Origin of the sequence: Pseudomonas sp. Leaf127, from assembly GCF_001423155.1 — a bacterium.
Taxonomy (GTDB): domain Bacteria; phylum Pseudomonadota; class Gammaproteobacteria; order Pseudomonadales; family Pseudomonadaceae; genus Aquipseudomonas; species Aquipseudomonas ovata.
In genome coordinates this window covers 94,856-108,761 of sequence record NZ_LMOA01000005.1, presented here as the reverse complement: position 1 = coordinate 108,761, position 13,906 = coordinate 94,856, and the positions used below count along the sequence as shown (strand labels likewise).

The following is a 13,906-nucleotide window of genomic DNA, read 5'->3' as shown; positions in this document are numbered from 1 at the left end:
GGCTAGGGGTCGGAGAAATTTTATGATTCAGACTCAATCCATGCTCGATGTGGCCGACAACAGTGGCGCTCGCCGTGTGATGTGCATCAAGGTGTTGGGCGGTTCTCATCGTCGTTACGCCGGTATCGGTGACATCATCAAAGTGACCGTCAAGGAAGCCATTCCTCGCGGTAAAGTGAAGAAAGGCCAGGTGATGACTGCTGTTGTAGTCCGCACCCGTCACGGCGTTCGCCGTGCCGACGGTTCGATCATTCGCTTCGATGGTAACGCTGCTGTTCTGCTGAACAACAAGCAAGAGCCGATCGGTACCCGTATCTTTGGGCCAGTGACACGTGAACTTCGCGGTGAGAAGTTCATGAAGATCGTCTCGCTCGCCCCTGAAGTGCTGTAAGGAGATCCGACATGCAAAAGATTCGTCGTGACGACGAGATCATCGTGATCGCCGGCAAAGACAAAGGTAAGCGCGGTAAGGTGCTGAAGGTGCTCGCTGACGACCGTCTGGTCGTGGGTGGGATCAACCTGGTCAAGCGCCATACCAAGCCTAACCCGATGTCGGGCGTACAGGGCGGTATCGTCGAGAAAGAAGCGCCATTGCACGCTTCTAACGTAGCCATTTTCAACAGCGAAACCAGCAAGGCTGATCGCGTAGGCTTCAAAGTTGAAGAAGGCAAAAAAATTCGTGTCTTCAAGTCGACCCAAAAAGCGGTTGATGCTTGAACACTGCTAGGTAGAAGACCATGGCACGACTGAAAGAGATTTATCGGAAGGAAATCGCTCCCAAGCTTAAGGATGAACTTAAGCTGGCGAACGTGATGGAAGTTCCGCGCGTTACCAAAATCACCCTGAACATGGGTCTGGGCGAAGCGATCGGCGACAAGAAAGTCATCGAACACGCTGTGGCTGATCTGGAAAAGATCACCGGTCAGAAAGCCATTGTGACTTACGCTCGTAAATCCATCGCGGGCTTCAAAGTCCGTGAGGGCTGGCCGATTGGCGTCAAGGTCACTCTGCGCCGTGATCGTATGTACGAATTCCTGGATCGTCTGCTGTCGATCTCCCTGCCTCGGGTCCGCGACTTCCGCGGCCTGAATGCCAAGTCCTTCGATGGTCGTGGCAACTACAGCATGGGCGTGAAAGAGCAGATCATCTTCCCGGAAATCGATTACGACAAGATCGATGCTCTGCGCGGTCTGGACATTACCCTGACCACCACTGCCAAGAACGATGAAGAAGGCCGCGCGCTGCTGCGTGCTTTCAAATTCCCGTTCCGCAACTGATTGGAGTAGGACTAATGGCCAAGAAGAGCATGAAGAACCGTGAGCTGAAGCGTCAGCTCACCGTTGCCAAGTACGCCAAGAAGCGTGCCGAGCTGAAAGCAATCATCGTCGATCTGAACGCAAGTCCAGAAGCGCGTTGGGAAGCGACCGTAGCTCTGCAGAAGCAACCACGTGATGCAAGCGCTGCGCGCCTGCGTAACCGTTGCCGCCTGACGGGTCGTCCGCACGGTGTTTACCGCAAGTTCGGCCTTGGCCGTAACATGCTGCGTCAAGCTGCTATGCGTGGTGACGTACCAGGTCTGGTCAAAGCCAGCTGGTAACAACTGTCTAGCGTCGCCAGGCCGACGGGTCAAACCGTCGGTCAGTGCGAAGCCTGATAATGAATCAAGCCCCTTTTGGGGCTTGATTCATTTCTGGCCTAGGTCTAGAATTGCCGGCTCGCCTGAGCCCGTGTTTTTCAATAAACCGGTGTTGCTCGGCGATACGTTGTAGCCGCAAGGCTAATATTTTTTGTATCAGGAGCGTCTAGCCCATGAGTATGCAGGACCCGTTAGCGGACATGCTAACTCGTATCCGTAATGCCCAGATGGCCGAAAAGCCCGTTGTAAGCATGCCATCCTCCACGTTGAAGGTGGCTGTAGCCAAAGTCCTGAAGGACGAAGGTTACATTGCGGATTACCAGGTCAGCGGCGAAGTCAAGCCTTCGCTGTCTATCGAGCTGAAGTACTTCGAGGGCCGTCCGGTCATCGAGGAAGTCAAACGCGTCAGCCGTCCAGGCCTGCGTCAGTACAAGTCCTCCGACGATCTGCCAAAAGTTCGTGGCGGTCTCGGTGTGTCTATCGTCTCCACCAACAAAGGTGTGATGACGGATCGTGCTGCACGCGCTGCCGGTGTCGGTGGCGAAGTGCTTTGCACAGTGTTCTAAGGGGGGGATAGGTATGTCACGCGTAGCTAAGAACCCCGTCAAGCTGCCATCGGGCGTCGAAGTCAAACTCGTCGGTCAGCAGCTTTCGGTGAAGGGTACCAAGGGTACTCTTGAACTGAACGTCCATTCGTCCGTTGAAGTTGTTGAAGAGTCTGGTGAGCTGCGTTTCGCTGCTCGCAACGGCGATCAACAGACTCGCGCAATGGCCGGTACCACCCGTGCCCTGGTCAACAACATGGTCCAAGGCGTAAGCCAAGGCTTCGAGCGCAAGCTCCAGCTGGTCGGTGTTGGTTACAAGGCGCAAGTTAAAGGCTCGGTCCTGAACCTGGCACTTGGCTTCTCGCACCCGGTGGATTACGAACTGCCAAATGGCATCACCGCTGAGACCCCCAGCCAGACCGATATCCTGATTCGCGGTATCGACAAGCAGTTGGTTGGTCAAGTGGCCGCTGAGATCCGCGACTTCCGCCGTCCAGAGCCTTACAAAGGCAAAGGTGTGCGCTACGCGGACGAAGTCGTCCGTCGTAAAGAAGCCAAGAAGAAGTAGGGCATAGCAAATGACCGTCAAAAAAGTTACCCGACTGCGTCGCGCTCGCAAAGCACGCCTGAAAATGCACGAACTCGAAGTCGTGCGCCTCTGCGTGCACCGCTCTTCGCAGCACATTTATGCCCAGGTCATCTCGGCCGACGGCAGCAAGGTCCTGGCAAGCGCCTCGACCTTGGACAAAGAACTGCGTGATGCTGCCACCGGCAACATCGAGGCGGCCACTAAGGTTGGCAAGTTGGTTGCTGAGCGTGCTAAGGCCGCTGGCGTATCGCAAGTTGCTTTCGACCGTTCTGGCTTCAAGTACCACGGCCGTGTCAAAGCGCTGGCTGATGCTGCTCGTGAAGGCGGGCTGGAGTTCTAAGTTATGGCAAATAACGACCAAAAACGCGACGAAGGTTACATCGAGAAACTCGTCCAGGTTAACCGCGTTGCCAAGACCGTCAAAGGCGGTCGTATTTTCACCTTCACCGCGTTGACCGTGGTAGGTGATGGCAAAGGCCGTGTTGGCTTCGGTCGCGGTAAATCGCGCGAAGTACCTGCTGCTATCCAGAAAGCTATGGAAGCTGCTCGTCGCAACATGATCCAGGTTGATCTGGACGGCACCACCCTGCAGTACGCTATCAAGTCCGCCCACGGCGCCTCGAAGGTGTACATGCAGCCTGCTTCCGAAGGTACCGGTATCATCGCCGGCGGCGCCATGCGTGCCGTACTGGAAGTGGCTGGTGTCCAGAACGTTCTGGCCAAGTGCTACGGCTCGACTAACCCTGTAAACGTGGTTCACGCCACTTTCAAGGGTCTGAAGAGCATGCAGTCTCCTGAGTCCATCGCTGCCAAACGTGGCAAGCGTGTTGAGGAGATCGTCTGATCATGGCTACCGTTAAAGTAACGTTGATCAAAAGCGTCGCCGGCCGTCTCCCTAACCACAAGCTGTGCGTTAAGGGTCTGGGTCTGCGTCGCATCGGTCACACCGTAGAAGTCCTTGATACTCCCGAGAATCGCGGGATGATCAACAAGGCCTACTACCTGCTGCGCGTCGAGGGTTAATCGATGAAACTCAATGATCTGAGTCCTGCTCCAGGATCCCGTCCTGAGAAGCATCGTCCGGGCCGTGGTATCGGTAGCGGTTTGGGCAAGACCGGTGGCCGTGGCCACAAAGGTCAGACCTCCCGTTCCGGTGGCACCATCGCTCCGGGCTTCGAGGGTGGCCAACAGCCTCTGCATCGTCGTCTGCCGAAGTTCGGTTTCGTTTCCCTGAAAGCCATGGATCGCGCAGAAGTGCGTCTGTCCGAGCTGGCCAAAGTGGAAGGCGACATCGTTTCCGTGCAGTCCCTGAAAGATGCCAACGTGATCAACCAGAACGTACAGCGTGTGAAAATCATGCTGTCGGGCGAAGTGACTCGCGCTGTCACCATCAAGGGTATCGCCGTCACCAAAGGTGCACGTGCGGCTATCGAAGCAGCTGGCGGCAAGTTCGAGGAATAAATGGCTAAGCAAGGTGCTCTCTCAGCGCTCAGCAAAGGCGGGTTGTCCGAACTCTGGGCTCGACTGCGTTTCCTGTTCATGGCGATTATCGTCTATCGGATCGGTGCGCATATCCCAGTGCCAGGTATCAACCCGGACCGGCTGGCCGAACTGTTTCGACAGAATGAGGGGACCATTCTTAGCTTGTTCAACATGTTTTCCGGTGGTGCACTGGAACGGATGAGCATCTTTGCACTGGGGATCATGCCGTACATCTCGGCATCGATCATCATGCAGCTGATGACCGCCGTCAGTCCGCAACTGGAGCAGTTGAAGAAGGAAGGTGAGGCTGGTCGTCGCAAGATCAGCCAATACACCCGCTATCTCACCGTCATCCTGGCCCTGGTTCAAGCTGTCGGCATGTCCGTCGGCCTGGCCGGTCAGGGCGTTGCGTTCTCTGCAGACTTCGGTTTCCACTTCGTGGCCGTCACCACCTTTGTGGCGGGGGCGATGTTCATGATGTGGCTGGGCGAGCAGATTACAGAGCGCGGTGTTGGCAACGGTATCTCGATGTTGATTTTCGCAGGTATTGTTGCCGGTCTTCCGAGGGCGATCGGGCAGTCTTTCGAGTCTGCACGTCAGGGCGATATCAACATTTTCGCGTTGGTCGCCATCGGGTTGCTGGCTGTAGCGATCATCGGTTTCGTGGTGTTCATTGAGCGTGGCCAGCGTCGCATCGCTGTGCATTACGCCAAGCGTCAGCAGGGCCGCAAGGTCTTCGCTGCGCAGACCAGCCACTTGCCGTTGAAGGTGAACATGGCAGGCGTCATTCCGGCCATTTTCGCCAGCAGCATTCTGCTGTTCCCGGCTTCGCTGGGTTCCTGGTTTGGTCAGTCCGAAGGTCTGGGCTGGTTGCAGGACATCTCGCAGTCGATCGCTCCTGGTCAGCCGTTGAACATTCTGCTGTTTAGTGCAGGGATCATTTTCTTCTGCTTCTTCTATACGGCGTTGATGTTCAATCCGAAAGACGTAGCGGAAAACCTGAAAAAGTCCGGTGCCTTTATTCCGGGTATCCGTCCAGGTGAGCAGTCGGCCCGCTACATTGATGGCGTGCTGACCCGTTTGACCCTGTTCGGTGCTCTCTATATGACGGCGGTGTGCCTGCTTCCCCAGTTCCTGGTGGTCGCGGCCAACGTTCCGTTCTACCTTGGCGGGACCTCGTTGCTGATCGTGGTCGTGGTTGTGATGGACTTCATGTCGCAAGTACAATCGCACCTCGTTTCGCACCAGTATGAATCCCTGATGAAGAAAGCCAACCTGAAGGGCTACGGTGGCGGCAATATGCTGCGCTGAGAGACCCATAAGGTTCGAGGAGTTGGTGATGAAAGTTCGTGCATCGGTGAAAAAGCTGTGCCGCAACTGCAAGATTATTCGCCGCGAAGGTGTCGTTCGAGTAATTTGCAGCGCGGAACCACGTCATAAGCAGCGCCAAGGCTGATTGTGAGCTGTGTTTAAGCCCAGCAGCTAGTGCGCTGCTGGGTTGATTATTTGTTACTACAGCGATATTATCTCGCGCCCTATTTCTTGGCTTCCGGGGCGTAGGTAGCTGTCAACTGGAGTTCCACTGAATGGCCCGTATTGCAGGCGTTAACATTCCGGATAACAAGCATACTGTTATCTCGCTGACCTACATCTACGGTGTTGGTCGCACCACTGCGCAGAAAATCTGTGCAGTTTCCGGGGTCAACCCGGCCGCAAAGATCAAGGATCTGAGCGACGAGCAGATCGAACAACTGCGTGGCGAAGTAGCGAAGCTCACCACTGAAGGTGACCTGCGTCGCGAAATCAACATGAAGATCAAACGCTTGATGGACCTGGGCTGCTACCGCGGTCTTCGTCATCGTCGTGGTCTGCCAGTACGCGGTCAGCGTACCAAGACCAACGCACGTACTCGCAAAGGTCCGCGTAAGCCGATCCGCAAGTAATCGTTTTAGCGTTTCGACAGGAATATAGTCATGGCAAAACCTGCTGCTCGTCCTCGTAAGAAAGTCAAAAAGACAGTGGTTGATGGCATCGCCCACATCCACGCGTCTTTTAACAACACCATCGTCACCATCACCGATCGTCAAGGTAACGCGCTGTCTTGGGCTACCTCCGGCGGTTCGGGTTTCCGTGGTTCGCGTAAGTCCACCCCGTTCGCAGCTCAAGTAGCCGCCGAGCGTGCTGGTCAAGCCGCGCTGGAGTACGGTCTGAAGAACCTCGACGTTAACGTCAAGGGTCCAGGCCCAGGTCGTGAGTCCGCTGTCCGTGCATTGAACGGCTGTGGCTATAAGATCGCCAGCATCACCGACGTGACGCCAATCCCGCACAACGGGTGCCGTCCGCCGAAGAAGCGCCGCGTGTAATCCAGGAGACTGTAAGAAATGGCTCGTTACATTGGTCCAAAATGCAAACTTGCTCGCCGTGAAGGCACCGACCTCTTTCTGAAGAGCGGTGTTCGCGCACTCGAGTCCAAGTGCAACATCGAAGCAGCTCCAGGCATCCACGGTCAGCGCCGCGGTCGTCAGTCCGATTACGGCACCCAGCTGCGTGAAAAGCAAAAAGTACGTCGTATCTACGGTGTTCTCGAGCGTCAGTTCAGCGGCTACTACAAGCAAGCCGCGAGCAAGAAAGGTGCAACCGGTGAAAACCTGCTGCAACTGCTCGAATGCCGTCTGGACAACGTCGTATACCGTATGGGCTTCGGCTCGACGCGTGCCGAATCCCGTCAGCTGGTTTCGCACAAGTCCATCAGCGTAAACGGTCAGACCGTCAACGTGCCTTCGTATCAGGTGCGTGCTGGTGACGTTGTTGCTGTACGTGAAAAAGCTAAGAACCAACTGCGTATTGTCCAGGCTCTGGATCTGTGTGCCCAACGTGGCCGCGTAGAATGGGTAGACGTAGACACTGAGAAGAAATCGGGCGTTTTCAAAAGCGTTCCTGCTCGCAGTGATCTATCCGCCGACATCAACGAAAGCCTGATTGTCGAGCTCTACTCCAAGTAAGGGCTAGAAAATAGGTGCATCCATGCAGAGTTCGGTAAATGAGTTCCTGACACCCCGCCATATTGATGTGCAGGTTGTCAGTCCAACCCGCGCCAAGATCACGCTCGAGCCTCTCGAGCGTGGCTTTGGCCACACCCTGGGCAACGCGCTGCGTCGCATTCTGTTGTCCTCCATGCCCGGCTGTGCAGTAGTCGAGGCCGAGATCGACGGTGTACTCCATGAGTACAGCGCGATCGAAGGTGTACAGGAAGATGTCATTGAAATCCTGTTGAACCTCAAGGGCCTGGCTATCAAGCTGCACGGTCGAGACGAAGTTACGCTGACCTTGTCTAAAAAGGGTTCGGGGGTGGTTACCGCTGCCGATATTCAGCTGGATCACGATGTCGAGATCGTCAACCCCGATCACGTAATCGCTAACCTGGCGTCCAATGGCGTCCTGAACATGAAGCTCACCGTAGCTCGTGGTCGTGGTTATGAGCCGGCAGACTCGCGTCAGAGCGATGAAGACGAAAGCCGCAGCATTGGTCGCTTGCAGCTTGACTCTTCGTTCAGTCCGGTACGTCGTATCGCTTACGTGGTGGAAAACGCCCGTGTCGAGCAGCGTACCAACCTGGACAAGCTGGTTATTGATCTGGAAACCAACGGTACCCTGGATCCTGAAGAGGCTATCCGCCGCGCTGCAACCATCCTGCAACAGCAGTTGGCTGCGTTCGTCGACCTCAAGGGTGACAGTGAGCCAGTGGTAGTCGAACAGGAAGACGAGATCGATCCGATCCTGCTTCGTCCGGTTGACGATTTGGAACTGACTGTACGTTCGGCCAACTGCCTGAAGGCGGAGAACATCTACTACATCGGCGACCTGATTCAGCGCACCGAAGTAGAGTTGTTGAAAACTCCGAACCTGGGCAAGAAGTCCCTGACCGAGATCAAGGACGTATTGGCCTCCCGTGGTCTGTCACTCGGCATGCGCCTCGACAACTGGCCGCCGGCAAGTCTTAAGAAGGACGACAAGGCCACGGCCTGATCGTCGTAATCACCGAACGAGAGTTTGGTAAGGAATGAACCATGCGTCATCGTAAAAGTGGACGTCACCTGAGCCGTACCAGCTCCCACCGCAAAGCCATGTTCCAGAACATGGCGGTGTCGCTGTTCGAGCACGAGCTGATCAAGACTACCCTGCCGAAAGCCAAGGAACTGCGCCGCGTTGCCGAGCCGCTGATCACTCTGGCCAAGGTAGACAGCGTTGCCAATCGCCGTCTGGCTTTTGACCGTACCCGTTCGAAAGAAATGGTCGGCAAGCTGTTCAACGATCTGGGCAAGCGCTACGCCACCCGTCAGGGCGGTTACCTGCGTATCCTGAAGTGCGGTTTCCGCGCTGGCGACAACGCGCCTATGGCGTACGTCGAGCTGGTTGATCGTCCTGTTGGCGGCGCTGTAGAAGCTGCTGAATAAGACGTCAGTCTGATCACAAGAAACCGGGCCCTGTGCCCGGTTTTTTGTGGCCTGTGAATAGCTATTGCTTATGCCTATCAACATTTAACAATCAATCAATTTACCCTTGTAACGATTCTGGACGATACTCTGCCTCATGCCGATTAGCCGGCTGCATCGAGCCTGAGGAAGATAAATAATGAGCCAGAACAGAACCCTTACCACCGCCAGCGGCGCACCCGTTGCGGATAACCAGAACTCTCGTTCCGCAGGCCCGCGCGGCCCTCTGTTGCTTGAAGATTTTCACCTGATCGAAAAGCTGGCCCACTTCAATCGCGAAAATATCCCTGAGCGCCGTGTGCACGCCAAAGGCTCGGGTGCCCATGGCACCTTTACCGTCACGCGCGACATCACCCAATACAGCCATGCCCGGCTGTTTGAGGCGGTCGGCAAACAGACGCCGATCTTCCTGCGCTTTTCCACGGTCGGTGGCGAGCGTGGCTCGGCAGACACCGAGCGCGACCCGCGCGGCTTTGCGCTCAAGTTCTATACCGAAGAAGGCAACTGGGACATCGTCGGCAATAACACCCCGGTGTTTTTCATCCGTGATCCGATGAAATTCCCCGACTTTATCCACACCCAGAAGCGCCTGCCGCAAAGCAACCTGAAAAGTGCGCAGATGATGTGGGATTTCTGGTCGCATTCGCCTGAGGCGTTGCACCAGGTCACCATCCTGTTCTCGGACCGTGGCATCCCCGACGGCTACCGCCATATGCACGGCTTCGGCAGCCACACCTACAGCCTGATCAATGCCGCCGGTGAGCGTCATTGGGTCAAGTGGCACTACAAGACCCGCCAGGGCATCAAGAACCTGCCGCCGGCTGAAGCCGCACGTCTGGCCGGTACCGACCCCGATTACGCCCAGCGTGACCTGTTTGGCGCCATCGAGCGCGGCGACTTTCCGAAATGGCAGGTGTGCATCCAGCTCATGACCGAAGAGCAGGCCGCCAATCACTACGAGAATCCGTTCGATGTGACCAAGACCTGGTCGCAAAAGGAATTCCCGCTGATCGAAGTGGGCGAGCTGGAACTCAACCGTAACCCGCTCAATTACTTTGCCGAAGTCGAGCAGGCCGCCTTCGGACCGAGCAACATGGTGCCTGGCGTTGGCCTGTCGCCGGACCGTATGCTGCAAGGTCGCGTGTTCGCCTATGCCGATGCGCATCGCTACCGTGTCGGTACCAATCACCAGCACCTGCCGATCAACGCTGCGCTGAGCCCTGTGCACACCTATCAGCGTGACGGTGCCATGGCCCTGGGTGACAACGGTGGTGCCGCACCGAACTACGAGCCCAACAGCTACGCCGATGCGCCCAAGCAGGCGCCTCGCTACGCGGAACCTGCCCTGTCGCTCAGCGGCACGGCTGATCGTCATGACCATCGCGAAGACACCGACTACTACAGCCACGCTGGCAAACTGTTCAACCTGATGAACGATGAGCAGAAAGCCCTGCTGATCAGCAACATTGCCGGGGCCATGGCCGGCGTCAGCGACGATGTGGTGCAGCGTCAGTTGCAGCATTTCTTCAAGGCCGATGCCGCTTATGGTCAAGGTGTTGCCAACGCATTGGGCGTAACCTTGAGCTAAGTCGTAGTGATAAACAGAACCGCCCGCATTTGGGCGGTTTTTCGCATCTGGATGCCCGATTTTCGCAGCTTTTTATCGAATTATTGCGTCAACGGTCGTGACCTTGGAGAAGCCTTGGTTCAAAATACAGCCTTTCAGTAGGAGATGGACGGCGATGCAAGGCCACCCAGACGTAATCGATTATCTCAACACGTTGCTCACCGGCGAGCTCGCTGCCCGAGACCAATATTTCATCCACTCGCGCATGTACGAAGATTGGGGTTTCGCCAAGCTCTACGAGCGCATCAACCATGAGATGGAAGAAGAGGGCCAGCACGCCGACGCGCTGATCCGTCGGATCCTGATGCTCGAAGGCACGCCGCGCATGCGCCCGGACGACCTGGACGTCGGCACCACCGTGCCGGAGATGCTCGCCAGCGACCTGCGCCTGGAATACAAGGTGCGCGCCGCCCTGTGCAAAGGCATCGCGTTGTGCGAGCAGCATGGCGACTACATCAGCCGTGACATCCTGCGCGCCCAGCTGGCCGACACCGAAGAAGACCACACCTACTGGCTGGAACAGCAGATGGGCCTGATCAAGGCCATCGGCCTGCAGAACTACCTGCAATCGCAGTTCTGATTCAAGCGCCCATGAAAAAGCCCCTGCACGCTCTGTGTCAGGGGCTTTTTTCATGGCGCGGGATCAGGCGCGATCGCGCTCCAGCAGCGGCTTGAGGTAGTGCCCGGTATAGGACTGCTCCATCCCGGCGACCTGTTCGGGCGTGCCGACCGCAATGATCTGCCCGCCGCGTGAGCCGCCTTCAGGACCCAGGTCCACGAGCCAGTCGGCGGTCTTGATCACATCCAGGTTGTGCTCGATCACCACCACCGTATTGCCGTGGTCGCGCAGGCGATGCAAGACGTCGAGCAATTGCTGGATATCGGCAAAGTGCAGACCTGTGGTCGGCTCGTCGAGGATGTACAGGGTCTTGCCGGTGTCACGCTTGGACAGCTCGCGTGACAGCTTGACCCGCTGCGCTTCACCGCCCGACAGCGTGGTCGCCGACTGGCCCAGCTTGATGTACGACAGCCCCACATCCATAAGCGTCTGCAGCTTGCGCGCCAGGGCCGGTACGGCCTCGAAGAAGTCGCGGGCGTCCTCGATGGTCATTTCCAGCACCTCGTGGATGTTCTTGCCCTTGTACTTGATCTCCAGCGTCTCGCGGTTGTAGCGCTTGCTCTTGCACACATCGCACGGCACGTAGATGTCGGGCAGAAAGTGCATTTCGACCTTGATCAGACCGTCGCCCTGGCACGCCTCGCAGCGCCCACCCTTGACGTTGAAGGAAAAACGCCCAGGCCCGTAGCCGCGTGAACGTGATTCCGGCACTCCGGAAAACAGCTCACGGATCGGCGTGAACAGCCCGGTATAAGTCGCCGGATTGGAGCGGGGCGTACGGCCGATCGGGCTTTGATCGATGTCCACCACCTTGTCCAGGTGCTGCAGGCCATTGATGCTGTCATGCGCCGAGGCTTCCAGCGTGGTGGCACCATTCAGGGCCGTGGCGCTGAGCGGAAACAATGTGTTGTTGATCAGCGTCGACTTGCCCGACCCGGATACGCCGGTCACGCAGGTCAGCAGGCCGATGGGGATTTCCAGGTTCACATTGCGCAGGTTGTTGCCGCGCGCGCCCTTGAGGGTCAGCGACAGCTTCTTGTTGCGCGGTGTGCGCTTGGCCGGCACGGCAATCTTCACCCGGCCCGACAAGTACTTGCCGGTCAGCGAGTCAGGATGATTCATGACTTCATCAGGCGTACCCTCAGCCACGATCTGCCCGCCATGCACACCGGCGCCAGGGCCGATGTCCACGACGTAGTCGGCCAGGCGAATGGCGTCTTCGTCGTGCTCGACCACGATCACCGTGTTGCCGATGTCACGCAGGTGCTTGAGCGTGCCCAGCAGGCGATCGTTGTCGCGCTGGTGCAGGCCGATGGACGGCTCGTCGAGGATGTACATGACGCCCACCAGGCCCGCGCCAATCTGGCTGGCCAGGCGAATCCGCTGGGCTTCGCCCCCCGACAATGTGTCGGCGCTGCGGTCCAGGGTCAGGTAATCAAGCCCGACGTTGACCAGAAACTGCAGGCGCTCGCAGATCTCCTTGAGAATCTTGGCGGCAATCTCGCCGCGGCGTCCGGTCAGGGTCAGGCCGGCAAAATACTCGGTGGCATCACCGATCGGTATGCCGGTGACGGCCGGCAGGGTCTTGTCACCCACCCATACATGCCGCGCCTCACGGCGCAGGCGAGTGCCGCGGCAATCCGGGCAGGCCTGGGTGCTGAGCAACTTGGCCAGCTCTTCACGCACGCTGGCCGACTCGGTCTCGCGGTAGCGGCGCTCCAGGTTCGGCACGATGCCTTCGAATGCATGCGCACGCTTGACGATGTCGCCGCGGTCGTTGAGGTAGCGGAATTCCACGCTGTGGCTGCCGCTGCCGTGCAGCAGGACCTTCTGGATCTCGGCGGGCAACAGCTTGAACGGCTCGTCCAGGCTGAAGCTGTAGTGTTGCGCCAGTGAACCAAGCATCTGGAAGTAATACACGTTGCGCCGGTCCCAGCCGCGTATCGCCCCCTCGGCCAGGGTCAGCTCGGCATTGACCAGCCGCTTGACGTCGAAGAACTGCTTCACGCCCAGGCCGTCACAGGTCGGACAGGCGCCGGCCGGGTTGTTGAACGAAAACAGCTTGGGCTCCAACTCGCTGATCGCATGACCGCAGATCGGGCAGGCGAAGCGTGCAGAGAAAATCATTTCTTCGCCAGGCTCGTCGTCCATCGGCGCAACCCAGGCAATGCCATCGGCCAGTTGCAAGGCGGTCTCGAAGGACTCGGCCAGGCGCTGCTGCAGGTCGTTGCGTACCTTGAAGCGGTCGACCACCACATCAATGGAGTGCTTCTTCTGTTTATCCAGCTTCGGCACTTCATCGAGTTCGTACAGCTTGCCGTTGATCCGGGCCCGCACGAAGCCCTGGGCGCGCAGCTCCTCGAACACCGACAGGTGCTCGCCCTTGCGCTCGCGGACCACGGGGGCCAGCAGCATCAGCCGGCGGCCTTCGGGTTGCGCCAGCACCAGGTCGACCATCTGGCTGACGGTCTGGGCTTCCAGCGCAATATCGTGATCCGGACAGCGCGGCTGACCGACCCGCGCATACAGCAGGCGCAGGTAGTCGTAGATTTCGGTGATGGTGCCAACGGTAGAGCGCGGGTTGTGCGAGGTCGATTTCTGTTCGATGGAAATCGCCGGCGACAGGCCTTCGATGGTGTCAACGTCAGGCTTTTCCATCATCGACAGAAACTGCCGGGCATAAGCCGACAGCGACTCGACGTAGCGGCGTTGCCCCTCGGCATAGAGCGTGTCGAATGCCAGCGACGACTTGCCCGAGCCTGAAAGTCCGGTAATGACGATCAGCTTGTCGCGAGGAAGGGTCAGGTCGATATTTTTCAGGTTGTGGGTTCGAGCCCCACGAATCAGGATTTTGTCCACTGCGGCCTCGCTTGGCGGGCATAAACGACGGAGTATACGGCTCCACTGCAATGCGC

At 57.7% G+C, this 13,906-nt stretch carries 20 protein-coding genes; 19 read left to right on the top strand and 1 reads right to left on the bottom strand.

The genetic code is table 11. The features are described 5' to 3' along the window. The first annotated feature begins 22 nt into the window (after positions 1–22). The 19 genes from rplN to bfr all read left to right on the top strand — a co-directional run bounded on the left by rplN (position 23) and on the right by bfr (position 10,952). Positions 23–391 (top strand): 50S ribosomal protein L14, encoded by a 369-nt coding sequence (gene rplN / locus ASF84_RS06020; RefSeq protein WP_045484118.1) that lies wholly within the window; start codon positions 23–25, stop codon positions 389–391. Positions 392–402: 11 nt separating this feature from the next. Further along, positions 403–717 carry a 50S ribosomal protein L24 gene (gene rplX / locus ASF84_RS06015; RefSeq protein ID WP_056836274.1) on the top strand — a complete coding sequence of 105 codons (315 nt, stop codon included), beginning with the start codon at positions 403–405 and terminating at the stop codon, positions 715–717. 20 nt (positions 718–737) lie between these two features. Next, positions 738–1,277: a 50S ribosomal protein L5 gene (gene rplE, locus ASF84_RS06010; RefSeq protein ID WP_056836272.1), complete on the top strand. Its 540-nt coding sequence runs from the start codon at positions 738–740 to the stop codon at positions 1,275–1,277. Between the two features lie 14 nt (positions 1,278–1,291). Further along, a complete protein-coding gene (gene rpsN / locus ASF84_RS06005; RefSeq protein WP_056836271.1) occupies positions 1,292–1,597 on the top strand; it encodes a 30S ribosomal protein S14 in 306 nt (101 codons plus the stop codon). Positions 1,598–1,809: 212 nt separating this feature from the next. Next, the gene (gene rpsH / locus ASF84_RS06000; RefSeq protein ID WP_056836269.1) at positions 1,810–2,202 is read left to right on the top strand and encodes a 30S ribosomal protein S8; all 393 of its coding nucleotides are present in this window, start codon (positions 1,810–1,812) and stop codon (positions 2,200–2,202) included. Between the two features lie 13 nt (positions 2,203–2,215). After that, positions 2,216–2,749 carry a 50S ribosomal protein L6 gene (gene rplF, locus ASF84_RS05995; RefSeq protein WP_056836267.1) on the top strand — a complete coding sequence of 178 codons (534 nt, stop codon included), beginning with the start codon at positions 2,216–2,218 and terminating at the stop codon, positions 2,747–2,749. A 10-nt stretch (positions 2,750–2,759) separates the two neighbouring features. Beyond that, a complete protein-coding gene (rplR, locus tag ASF84_RS05990) occupies positions 2,760–3,110 on the top strand; it encodes a 50S ribosomal protein L18 (protein WP_056836265.1) in 351 nt (116 codons plus the stop codon). A 3-nt stretch (positions 3,111–3,113) separates the two neighbouring features. Beyond that, the gene (rpsE, locus tag ASF84_RS05985; RefSeq protein ID WP_056836263.1) at positions 3,114–3,614 is read left to right on the top strand and encodes a 30S ribosomal protein S5; all 501 of its coding nucleotides are present in this window, start codon (positions 3,114–3,116) and stop codon (positions 3,612–3,614) included. Positions 3,615–3,616: 2 nt separating this feature from the next. Further along, positions 3,617–3,793 (top strand): 50S ribosomal protein L30, encoded by a 177-nt coding sequence (gene rpmD / locus ASF84_RS05980; RefSeq protein WP_056836260.1) that lies wholly within the window; start codon positions 3,617–3,619, stop codon positions 3,791–3,793. 3 nt (positions 3,794–3,796) lie between these two features. After that, on the top strand, positions 3,797–4,231 hold the full coding sequence (gene rplO / locus ASF84_RS05975) for a 50S ribosomal protein L15 (protein ID WP_056836258.1): 435 nt from the start codon (positions 3,797–3,799) through the stop codon (positions 4,229–4,231). Then, positions 4,232–5,563: a preprotein translocase subunit SecY gene (gene secY / locus ASF84_RS05970; RefSeq protein WP_056836255.1), complete on the top strand. Its 1,332-nt coding sequence runs from the start codon at positions 4,232–4,234 to the stop codon at positions 5,561–5,563. A gap of 28 nt (positions 5,564–5,591) precedes the next feature. Then, complete coding sequence (rpmJ, locus tag ASF84_RS28380; protein WP_002555468.1) at positions 5,592–5,708, top strand: 50S ribosomal protein L36; 117 nt, start codon at positions 5,592–5,594, stop codon at positions 5,706–5,708. A 130-nt stretch (positions 5,709–5,838) separates the two neighbouring features. After that, a complete protein-coding gene (gene rpsM, locus ASF84_RS05965; protein ID WP_056836253.1) occupies positions 5,839–6,195 on the top strand; it encodes a 30S ribosomal protein S13 in 357 nt (118 codons plus the stop codon). 30 nt (positions 6,196–6,225) lie between these two features. Then, positions 6,226–6,615, top strand: a complete 390-nt coding sequence (rpsK, locus tag ASF84_RS05960; RefSeq protein WP_002555466.1) for a 30S ribosomal protein S11 — start codon at positions 6,226–6,228, stop codon at positions 6,613–6,615. 18 nt (positions 6,616–6,633) lie between these two features. After that, positions 6,634–7,254 (top strand): 30S ribosomal protein S4, encoded by a 621-nt coding sequence (gene rpsD / locus ASF84_RS05955; protein WP_056836251.1) that lies wholly within the window; start codon positions 6,634–6,636, stop codon positions 7,252–7,254. A 22-nt stretch (positions 7,255–7,276) separates the two neighbouring features. Then, positions 7,277–8,278, top strand: a complete 1,002-nt coding sequence (locus ASF84_RS05950) for a DNA-directed RNA polymerase subunit alpha (RefSeq protein WP_056836250.1) — start codon at positions 7,277–7,279, stop codon at positions 8,276–8,278. A gap of 41 nt (positions 8,279–8,319) precedes the next feature. Next, positions 8,320–8,706, top strand: coding sequence for a 50S ribosomal protein L17 (rplQ, locus tag ASF84_RS05945; RefSeq protein ID WP_056836247.1), 387 nt, complete (start codon positions 8,320–8,322; stop codon positions 8,704–8,706). A gap of 178 nt (positions 8,707–8,884) precedes the next feature. Further along, positions 8,885–10,333, top strand: coding sequence for a catalase (locus ASF84_RS05940; protein ID WP_056836245.1), 1,449 nt, complete (start codon positions 8,885–8,887; stop codon positions 10,331–10,333). A 154-nt stretch (positions 10,334–10,487) separates the two neighbouring features. Continuing rightward, a complete protein-coding gene (gene bfr / locus ASF84_RS05935) occupies positions 10,488–10,952 on the top strand; it encodes a bacterioferritin (RefSeq protein WP_056836243.1) in 465 nt (154 codons plus the stop codon). Positions 10,953–11,015: 63 nt separating this feature from the next. Here the strand turns inward: bfr and uvrA are convergent, their stop codons facing one another. Then, positions 11,016–13,850 carry an excinuclease ABC subunit UvrA gene (gene uvrA, locus ASF84_RS05930; protein ID WP_056836241.1) on the bottom strand — a complete coding sequence of 945 codons (2,835 nt, stop codon included), beginning with the start codon at positions 13,848–13,850 and terminating at the stop codon, positions 11,016–11,018. Between the last annotated feature and the right edge of the window lie 56 nt (positions 13,851–13,906).

Bases quoted from the DNA above. Each gene is read 5' to 3' on its own strand.
- rplN (WP_045484118.1), top strand. From the start codon at position 23: ATGATTCAGACTCAATCCATGCTCGATGTGGCCGACAACAGTGGCGCT.
- rplX (WP_056836274.1), top strand. From the start codon at position 403: ATGCAAAAGATTCGTCGTGACGACGAGATCATCGTGATCGCCGGCAAA.
- rplE (WP_056836272.1), top strand. From the start codon at position 738: ATGGCACGACTGAAAGAGATTTATCGGAAGGAAATCGCTCCCAAGCTT.
- rpsN (WP_056836271.1), top strand. From the start codon at position 1,292: ATGGCCAAGAAGAGCATGAAGAACCGTGAGCTGAAGCGTCAGCTCACC.
- rpsH (WP_056836269.1), top strand. From the start codon at position 1,810: ATGAGTATGCAGGACCCGTTAGCGGACATGCTAACTCGTATCCGTAAT.
- rplF (WP_056836267.1), top strand. From the start codon at position 2,216: ATGTCACGCGTAGCTAAGAACCCCGTCAAGCTGCCATCGGGCGTCGAA.
- rplR (WP_056836265.1), top strand. From the start codon at position 2,760: ATGACCGTCAAAAAAGTTACCCGACTGCGTCGCGCTCGCAAAGCACGC.
- rpsE (WP_056836263.1), top strand. From the start codon at position 3,114: ATGGCAAATAACGACCAAAAACGCGACGAAGGTTACATCGAGAAACTC.
- rpmD (WP_056836260.1), top strand. From the start codon at position 3,617: ATGGCTACCGTTAAAGTAACGTTGATCAAAAGCGTCGCCGGCCGTCTC.
- rplO (WP_056836258.1), top strand. From the start codon at position 3,797: ATGAAACTCAATGATCTGAGTCCTGCTCCAGGATCCCGTCCTGAGAAG.
- secY (WP_056836255.1), top strand. From the start codon at position 4,232: ATGGCTAAGCAAGGTGCTCTCTCAGCGCTCAGCAAAGGCGGGTTGTCC.
- rpmJ (WP_002555468.1), top strand. From the start codon at position 5,592: ATGAAAGTTCGTGCATCGGTGAAAAAGCTGTGCCGCAACTGCAAGATT.
- rpsM (WP_056836253.1), top strand. From the start codon at position 5,839: ATGGCCCGTATTGCAGGCGTTAACATTCCGGATAACAAGCATACTGTT.
- rpsK (WP_002555466.1), top strand. From the start codon at position 6,226: ATGGCAAAACCTGCTGCTCGTCCTCGTAAGAAAGTCAAAAAGACAGTG.
- rpsD (WP_056836251.1), top strand. From the start codon at position 6,634: ATGGCTCGTTACATTGGTCCAAAATGCAAACTTGCTCGCCGTGAAGGC.
- ASF84_RS05950 (WP_056836250.1), top strand. From the start codon at position 7,277: ATGCAGAGTTCGGTAAATGAGTTCCTGACACCCCGCCATATTGATGTG.
- rplQ (WP_056836247.1), top strand. From the start codon at position 8,320: ATGCGTCATCGTAAAAGTGGACGTCACCTGAGCCGTACCAGCTCCCAC.
- ASF84_RS05940 (WP_056836245.1), top strand. From the start codon at position 8,885: ATGAGCCAGAACAGAACCCTTACCACCGCCAGCGGCGCACCCGTTGCG.
- bfr (WP_056836243.1), top strand. From the start codon at position 10,488: ATGCAAGGCCACCCAGACGTAATCGATTATCTCAACACGTTGCTCACC.